Raw genomic sequence first — 7,508 nt, forward strand, 5'->3', positions numbered from 1 at the left:
GAATCATTAAGAAAAGGAACTTTAAAGAGTATATAAACCTAAATTTTTTTTATAATTGTAAGATCTTTCAAAGTGGCGCAATTTGACCGAAAATGGTGGCGTCATAACTCCGAAATAGCCAGTATGCAATGTTTTGAACACCTTTCTTTTTTGCTGTATCAATAACGTTTTTATGTTCTTGCATTCTATCGCCTTGGTCTCCTGAAGAAATGAGTAAAACGGTATCTACGAACTCCATCGCTTTTTCAAGCGATTTAACATCATTATATTGACCAATAAAAGCATTTAATCTCTTTTGTTCGAATTCGGTTTTTCTTTCTTCTGTTCTTGTGAGGACCGAAATATTTTCGGGTTTCATGGTTTTAAGTAAAGTTTCAATAACTGTAGTACCCAATTCTCCAGTTGCACCAGTAACTAATATTTGATTCATTTCCCAGTTTTATAAGTAAAGTACAAAGGTGAAAGAGTTAAACGATAGTTATGTAGTCAAATCTATCTTTCTATCAGCCAAATCGGATAAATGACTGTGTTTTGTTGATTAGCGCGCTGTTTTTTAGCATTACAGCTAACGGTCTGAGCTATGAGTAGTGCGGAGGTACGACATCTGCGATAGCAGTGGGCGAGTTGGCGCGCTGGCCAGTTTCCGTCTGTGCACGAAGCTAAAGCTTATTGTTTTGCTTTTTTTGTTTTGTCCAAAGCTAATTTTGAATATTTCGCTGACGCGTAATTTTCAATTTAGCGGCATATTGATGCACGTAATTAGGTGTTTTATAATCCAAAAAATAAATGTAATCTTTTGTTGTTGTACAATTTAATTGCATTTTAGTAACAATGGCTTTCTTCTGTCATACTAATATTAATTTTGTTTCTCTTTAAAATTTGAGTGTATACATTGCTACAGTATTGTATTCGTCTATCAGAATGTTGAATAAGCTGTTTAATATTTTAGCTTGGTATATAGATTTATTTAAAGCTCTTTCACAGCCTCTATTATCATCTCTCCTAATTCAGCCGCATGATACAGAGCCTACAAAATTGCTTGTTTTCGACAAAATAAAATTACCACCTTATAGCAGCCCAAATTGGTCGATGATCGGAAAGGGGTTTACCATATTTTTTCCATTCTAACTTATATCTCGGCATTGATTTATCCTCATCCTTCGGATTATAAGCATCCATTATAATTCCACCGTCGTAAACCTTTGCCTTAATCTTTGTATTGTAATAGATATGATCAATTACTCCACTTTCAACCCCAGTTTCAATATGTTGATGCGTACTCCTATGTTGCGCATTTATATTCAAATCGTTCCATATATTTTGCATTCCATTTTGCTCCAATAAGTTCAAAGGAGCATCGCCTATAAGGTTATTGAAGTCGCCCATTATTACGAATCTTTCATTTTTAATTTCAGGAAGCACTTGATTTGCAATAAATTCGGAAGCAGAGCCATTGGCTGTATCTGAAAAAGAAGGCCGCCCTGGAATATGTAAAGAATAAACTAAAACAGTTTCTCCTTGAATTTTAGTTTCTCCTCCAACCATCGATGCCGGTGCCCAGCCTACTGCATTTATTTCGATTTCATGCAGATTATAGAGTGGGGTACGGCTTAAGATCGATTTAAATTTATCCTTATGGTTAGCAGAAGAGATCTTTCCAACATAGGTATAATCCATATCCAGTTCTTTTCCTACTTTAGCAGTCCATTCGCCATCCGGAACTTCAGAAAAACAGATTATATCAAGATTATACGGTTTAAACATTTTACCTATTTGTTTAGGAGTTCCCCAGTTACCAAAAAGAACATTATAAGCAGCCAACTTTATTTCAACAGATGCCTCAGGTCGTTTTGGATCAACTTTCTGTTTATTTTTAGGCTTACATGAAATTATTGCAGTTACCACTAGTATCAAAGTAGCCAGAACTGTTGATTTTGTCATGAATTCTCTTCTTTTCATTTGACTAGGTTCAATTTGTTAATAACAAAGATTGGATTCAATCTTTTAATGGAATAAAGCGTTGCAAGTTTTTGATGATACTAGGTTGCAAATGTAAGTTAAAAATTATCATGTTTGTCGGCACTCAGCAATATCGTAAGCTTTACCTAGTTGATGTTTGTTTAGTTTTCCGGTTGTAAGTTCGTCTAAAATTTTCAATATAAAAGATTCGGAATACCGTCTAATTACGTTGTCATTTATGAACTTAATGTTTAAATTTATGTAGCCTTTATTCAGGACGGGTCAAAATTGTTGCCAACGGTTTTGTGTATGGCTTGTTGCCAAAATCAGCTATGATTTTCCGCCGTAACCGAAAGATAGCAAATTGCAATGAATTCCGATTAGGAATCCAGCCGCAATGAGCTATACACGTCTTTGTGTGTGCCCAGCATGGGCATCTTTTAACTACAGAAATGTAGTTAATTAATCTATAGGGTGCAAGTCCCTTATGGGCAGGGGTAACGCCTTGAACCATTAGTAAGCTGCAAGCTGGTCTGTCGTGAGATAGGGAGTGAAGGAAGCAGGACTACAAAACCCGGTACTGACGAACAGGAACCGTATATGAGGCATATTTACTTGGGTAAGCAAGCACATCATTGCAACGCCCTAAAGGATAACTAAAGGGTAAGTATGTAGATACGGCAGGAATCGGGGGAAAGAAGATGCCATTACCTGGGGAGGTCTCCCAAGCTACGTGTAGCTATATGGAGAAGTCAGCCGAGGTCATAGTAGTTCCAATACCTGAATTGGGATGAAGGACTGAACGATAATGGTCTTTAATAAACAAAGGAGCAGTTTTATGCTACGGATAGTCTTCCAGTGGAACGGTAGCCTTTGATTAAGCGAGACAGCAAAACGATTTTAGTATTAGTGATCGAACAATTAACAAACAAAGCGAATCTAAACCAAGCCTATTTGCAAGTGTATCGCAACAAAGGGGCAGCAGGAGTAGATAGAGTTCAGGTAACTGAACTTAAATCTATCCTAAAAGCTTACGGAAAGCAATATACCGAACAGATAGAAGGAGAGACTTATCAGGTGTCACCAATATTGGGGATAGAGATACCCAAGAGCAATGGTAAAACCAGACTACTTGGTGTTCCAACAGTTGTGGACAGGGTATATCAACAAGCATTACATCAAGTGTTGCAACCTATATTCGAGACAGACTTTCAAGAGCATAGTTATGGATTCCGCCCCAAGCGCAATGCACATGGAGCTATTACACAAAGCCTTGCCAATATCAATTCAGGATATCAAGACATAGTGGATATCGACTTGAAATCATTCTTTGATGAAGTTGAACATTATGTATTGTTAGAGTTGATTTATAAAAAGGTGAAGTGTAAAGCCACCTTGAAACTATTGCGCTCATTTCTTAGAGCACCAATACATATCAAAGGCAAACTGCACAAACGAACCAAAGGAGTTCCGCAAGGTTCGCCTTTAAGCCCTTTGCTGTCCAACATCCTACTCAATGAGCTGGATATGGAATTGGAAAAGCGAGGACATCGTTACGTAAGATATGCTGATGACTTTAGTATCTATGTCAAAAGTAAACAAGCCGCAAAAAGGGTTGGAAACAGTATCTTCCAATTCCTGCGCGACAAACTCCAACTCCCGATCAACAGGGAGAAAAGCGGTATCCGCAGACCTTCATCGTTCAATGTGCTAGGCTATGGTTTCGTACCAACCTACAAGAAAGGCGAAAAAGGGAAGTATCAACTTGTAGTGGGTAAGTCCAAATGGAAGGAATTTAAAGCAAAGCTTAAATATCTCACCAGAAAGACAGTCCCTGTAAGCTTCGATGAACGGATACACCGCATCAAACTCTTGACCAGAGGCTGGATTAATTACTTCAAATTGGCATCCATTCAGGCTAAACTTAAAAAGTTGGAGGAATGGCTAAGGAACCGCTTACGGTATTGTATATGGCATCATTGGAAGAAACCCGAAAGAAAAAGGAAGAACCTCATTCGCTTGGGTATTAAACAAGGACAAGCCTATGCATGGAGTCGAACAAGAATGGGTGGCTGGGCAGTTGCTCAAAGCCCTATACTTAGAACGACTATCACTGTTAGCAGATTTAAAAAGAGGGGTTATGTTAGTCTAACCGAATACTACAATCGGTGATTGTTTCATTGTCGAACCGCTGTATACGAGACCCGTACGTACAGTGGTGTGAGAGGCGCACCGTGGGTTTTACTGCTCACGGCCGTCTACTCGATTGGCAAACGTATTTTTATTTTTTAGATTTATATTTTTCGTATAGTTTGTTATTCAGATATTTTTCAACTGGTTTGTATGGCATTTTAAACCATTCATAATTTTTATCTAAGTTCCAACCATTGATTTCAGATATTGGAATTTTAAATTTTTCAATGATAAAGTCCAAATCAGTTTCGCAATCAAATAACATTATACTGTCCTTTCTGATAATAAAGCATTTATTGCTTTTGGGCATTTTTTGAAAGTAATCCTGTCGGTGTATTTGTTCATTAATTTCACAATCATTTCCAACCGAAAATGAAGCGGTATCTTTTTTAAAAGAAATATATTTTCTATCCGAGTTTTCAAATTCTATATTAAGTCCGCAGCCTTTCCAAAGTTCAGTTTTTTCAACAATTCCGATTTTTTGATTTTGATATTTTTCCAAATAAACTTCTTTCATAGTGCGATTATCCCAAGGTCTACTTAAAAGGAAGAGAAATACCATAAACAAAATTGGTAATGCAATTAAAATTTTTATTCCGGGAATTTTGTTCAATCTGATTTTCGTTTTTATATGTTTGCCAACGGTTAGTATATGAAAAGTAGGCGATTACGAATCACGAACTTTTCGGTTAAGTACAAAGTTTGACACGAGCTAAAACACTTGGTTTTACTGATACTTCGCCTATTTTTTATATACATTGTGTGTGCCCAGCATGGGCATCTTTTAACTACAGAAATGTAGTTAATTAATCTATAGGGTGCAAGTCCCTTATGGGCAGGGGTAACGCCCTGAACCATTAGTAAGCTGCAAGGTTGCTGACCGTGAGGTCAGGACTGAAGGAAGCAGGACTACAAAACCCGGTACTGACGAACAGGAACCGTATAAGAGGCATTTAAGCACGGGTAAGCAAGCACATCATTGCAACGCCCAAAAAGTACCAAAAGTGCATTAATGTAGATACGGCAGGAATCGGGGGAAAGAAGATGTCATTACCTGGGGAGGTCTCAACAGTCACGGGATGGCACAGTTGAGAAGTCAGCAGAGGTCATAGTACTTTGCGGAAACGAGCGGATGGATAAACCCGAGGTCTCACAAGCAAAGGAAGGACCGAACGTAAATTGGTCTTCAATGCGGAAAGGAATCGCGAGATAGCCCTCTGCAACGAAGACAGGAAAAGGAAATGTAAACCAAAAATGATTGGACAAGTACTACATCCCTACAATCTGCAAAAAGCCCTTGAACAAGTAATTGTGAACAAAGGCAGTTCAGGAATCGATGGAATGAAAACAACGGAACTCACAGTGTATCTGCGAGAGAACAAGTTGCACATATTCCAAAGGGTAAAACAAGGAAAGTACAGGCCCCAAGCCATTCTTGGTGTGGAAATTCCCAAGCCAAACGGGAAATCCCGTCTTTTGGGAATCCCAACAGTAACCGATAGGTTGCTCCAACAAGCGGTATCACAAGTTGTGATGCCTAAATTTGAAAATGGTTTCAGTGCCTATAGTTATGGATTCCGTCCCAACAGAAATGCCCGCCAAGCAGTTGGCAAGGCTCTGGAATATATCCATGAGGGGTATGGTTTTATCGTAGATATAGACCTAAAGACATTTTTCGATGAAGTAGACCATTGCCTGCTCCTGAACCTGCTTTACCAAAAGGTAAAATGCCCAATTACGCTCCAATTGATACGCAAATGGTTACGGGTACCGATACAAATCGACGGCAAGTTACAAAAGAGGAGAAAAGGCGTCCCACAGGGAAGTCCGATCAGTCCGTTACTGTCCAACATCCTGCTCAACGAGCTGGATAAAGAACTCACCAGACGGAAACTTCGGTTCGTTCGCTATGCTGACGATTTCAGTATCTACACCAGACGAAGAAGTGATGCAACGGCAACGATGGGAGCAATCTCAAAGTATCTAAAGACGAAGCTCAAGCTCAAGGTGAACCGAGAGAAAAGTGGCGTAAGGAAGCCTGTGCAGTTCACCATCCTGGGTTTTGGTTTCGTACCTACCTACATCAAAGGAGAGAAGGGCAAATATCAATTGGTAGTGAGCGAAAAAGCATGGAAGAGTTTAAAAATGAGGGTAAAGACAATAACCGCCAAAACCAAGCCCATGAGTTTTGATGAGCGGGTTGCCAAGATAAACGAAATCCAACGGGGATGGCTGAACTATTTTCGAGGGACAAGTATCCATGGCAAACTACGTGATCTGGATGGTTGGCTCAGGAATCGTTTACGTTATTGTATCTGGACAGATTGGAAGAAGTCCGAGCGGAAAAGGAAAAACCTAATCCGATTGGGCGTAGACCAAGACCATGCCTATGCGTGGAGTAGAACAAGAAAAGGAGGTTGGGCAGTAGCCCAGAGTCCAATTTTGAACTCCACTATTACCCTCAAAAGACTTCAACAAAGGGGCTACCAAGCAATGTTAAGGCTTTACATGGAATTGAACCCATCAATTTACGAACCGCCGTATACGAGACCCGTACGTACGGTGGTGTGAGAGGCGCACTCCGTCAGTCAATGGCGGAGCCGTCTACTCAATTATGGGCTGATTTTCAGTTTAGAATGTTATTTATATATCCGTCTGTTGGATTTTCTTTATTAATAATTTTAGCGGGATTACCAATTACCAATGAGTTGTCAGGGACATCTATATTTACAAATGAATTGGGCGCTATCAATACATTATTTCCAATTCTAATATTTCCTACGATTACAGAACCTGTTCCAATCCAGACTTTGTTTCCAATTGTTGGATAACCTTTTAATCTTCCACGATTTGCTTGACCAATTGTAGTTGAATGAGCGATATTACAATTTTTTCCAATTTTTGCTTTTCCATTTATGACTATGGTTCCAAAATGTCCGATATAAAATCCTTCTCCGATTGATGTTGTAACTGGAATCTGAAACCCATATTTATATCCAAGTTTACGAATAATTAACCTGTAATAAATTCCTAAAACTGACATTTTTTTAAATTTAGAAGCTTTACGTAAAAAGTACATATAGCGAAACCCTGCAATTCTTTTACCTTTCGAAATTTTTGTCTGTCCGCCATAGCGAAATAAATCTGCTCTTATTATTTCTTTCATTTTTAATTCAATTAAAATTGTTTTTTAGTCAACTTATTTTAGGAAAACTCATTATTAATTTGCCCATAACATTATAGGATTAAATCATGTAAGCCAACGGCGCAGTTTGATTTAATCCGCCGTTGAACTATGCGGTGTCGGTTTTGCGCTTATAATGCTATGGGGATTGAATCCGTTATATTTTATCCCA

6 protein-coding genes are annotated in these 7,508 nt (G+C 38.7%); 2 read left to right on the forward strand and 4 right to left on the reverse strand.

The window, feature by feature from the left end; genetic code table 11:
- Positions 1 to 67: 67 nt before the first annotated feature.
- Both QSE00_RS24760 and QSE00_RS24765 read right to left on the reverse strand, forming a co-directional pair.
- Positions 68 to 430, reverse strand: a complete 363-nt coding sequence (locus QSE00_RS24760; RefSeq protein ID WP_286107956.1) for an NAD(P)H-binding protein — start codon at positions 428 to 430, stop codon at positions 68 to 70.
- 629 nt (positions 431 to 1,059) lie between these two features.
- Entirely contained in the window at positions 1,060 to 1,959 is a 900-nt protein-coding gene (locus tag QSE00_RS24765) for an endonuclease/exonuclease/phosphatase family protein (protein WP_286107957.1), read from the reverse strand.
- A gap of 909 nt (positions 1,960 to 2,868) precedes the next feature.
- On the opposite strand from QSE00_RS24765, the gene ltrA (QSE00_RS24770) reads away from it, so the two are divergent.
- Complete coding sequence (gene ltrA, locus QSE00_RS24770) at positions 2,869 to 4,131, forward strand: group II intron reverse transcriptase/maturase (RefSeq protein ID WP_286107958.1); 1,263 nt, start codon at positions 2,869 to 2,871, stop codon at positions 4,129 to 4,131.
- 109 nt (positions 4,132 to 4,240) lie between these two features.
- Here ltrA (QSE00_RS24770) and QSE00_RS24775 read toward each other — a convergent pair whose 3' ends face one another.
- Entirely contained in the window at positions 4,241 to 4,765 is a 525-nt protein-coding gene (locus tag QSE00_RS24775) for a hypothetical protein (protein WP_286107959.1), read from the reverse strand.
- A gap of 641 nt (positions 4,766 to 5,406) precedes the next feature.
- Here QSE00_RS24775 and ltrA (QSE00_RS24780) point away from each other — a divergent pair.
- Positions 5,407 to 6,723, forward strand: a complete 1,317-nt coding sequence (gene ltrA / locus QSE00_RS24780; RefSeq protein ID WP_286107960.1) for a group II intron reverse transcriptase/maturase — start codon at positions 5,407 to 5,409, stop codon at positions 6,721 to 6,723.
- 55 nt (positions 6,724 to 6,778) lie between these two features.
- Here the strand turns inward: ltrA (QSE00_RS24780) and QSE00_RS24785 are convergent, their stop codons facing one another.
- Entirely contained in the window at positions 6,779 to 7,318 is a 540-nt protein-coding gene (locus QSE00_RS24785) for a serine O-acetyltransferase (RefSeq protein WP_286107961.1), read from the reverse strand.
- Between the last annotated feature and the right edge of the window lie 190 nt (positions 7,319 to 7,508).

This window comes from Arenibacter flavimaris, assembly GCF_030291335.1.
GTDB lineage: Bacteria > Bacteroidota > Bacteroidia > Flavobacteriales > Flavobacteriaceae > Arenibacter.

Bases quoted from the DNA above. Each gene is read 5' to 3' on its own strand.
- QSE00_RS24760 (WP_286107956.1), bottom strand. From the start codon at position 430: ATGAATCAAATATTAGTTACTGGTGCAACTGGAGAATTGGGTACTACA.
- QSE00_RS24765 (WP_286107957.1), bottom strand. From the start codon at position 1,959: ATGAAAAGAAGAGAATTCATGACAAAATCAACAGTTCTGGCTACTTTG.
- ltrA (WP_286107960.1), top strand. From the start codon at position 5,407: ATGATTGGACAAGTACTACATCCCTACAATCTGCAAAAAGCCCTTGAA.
- QSE00_RS24785 (WP_286107961.1), bottom strand. From the start codon at position 7,318: ATGAAAGAAATAATAAGAGCAGATTTATTTCGCTATGGCGGACAGACA.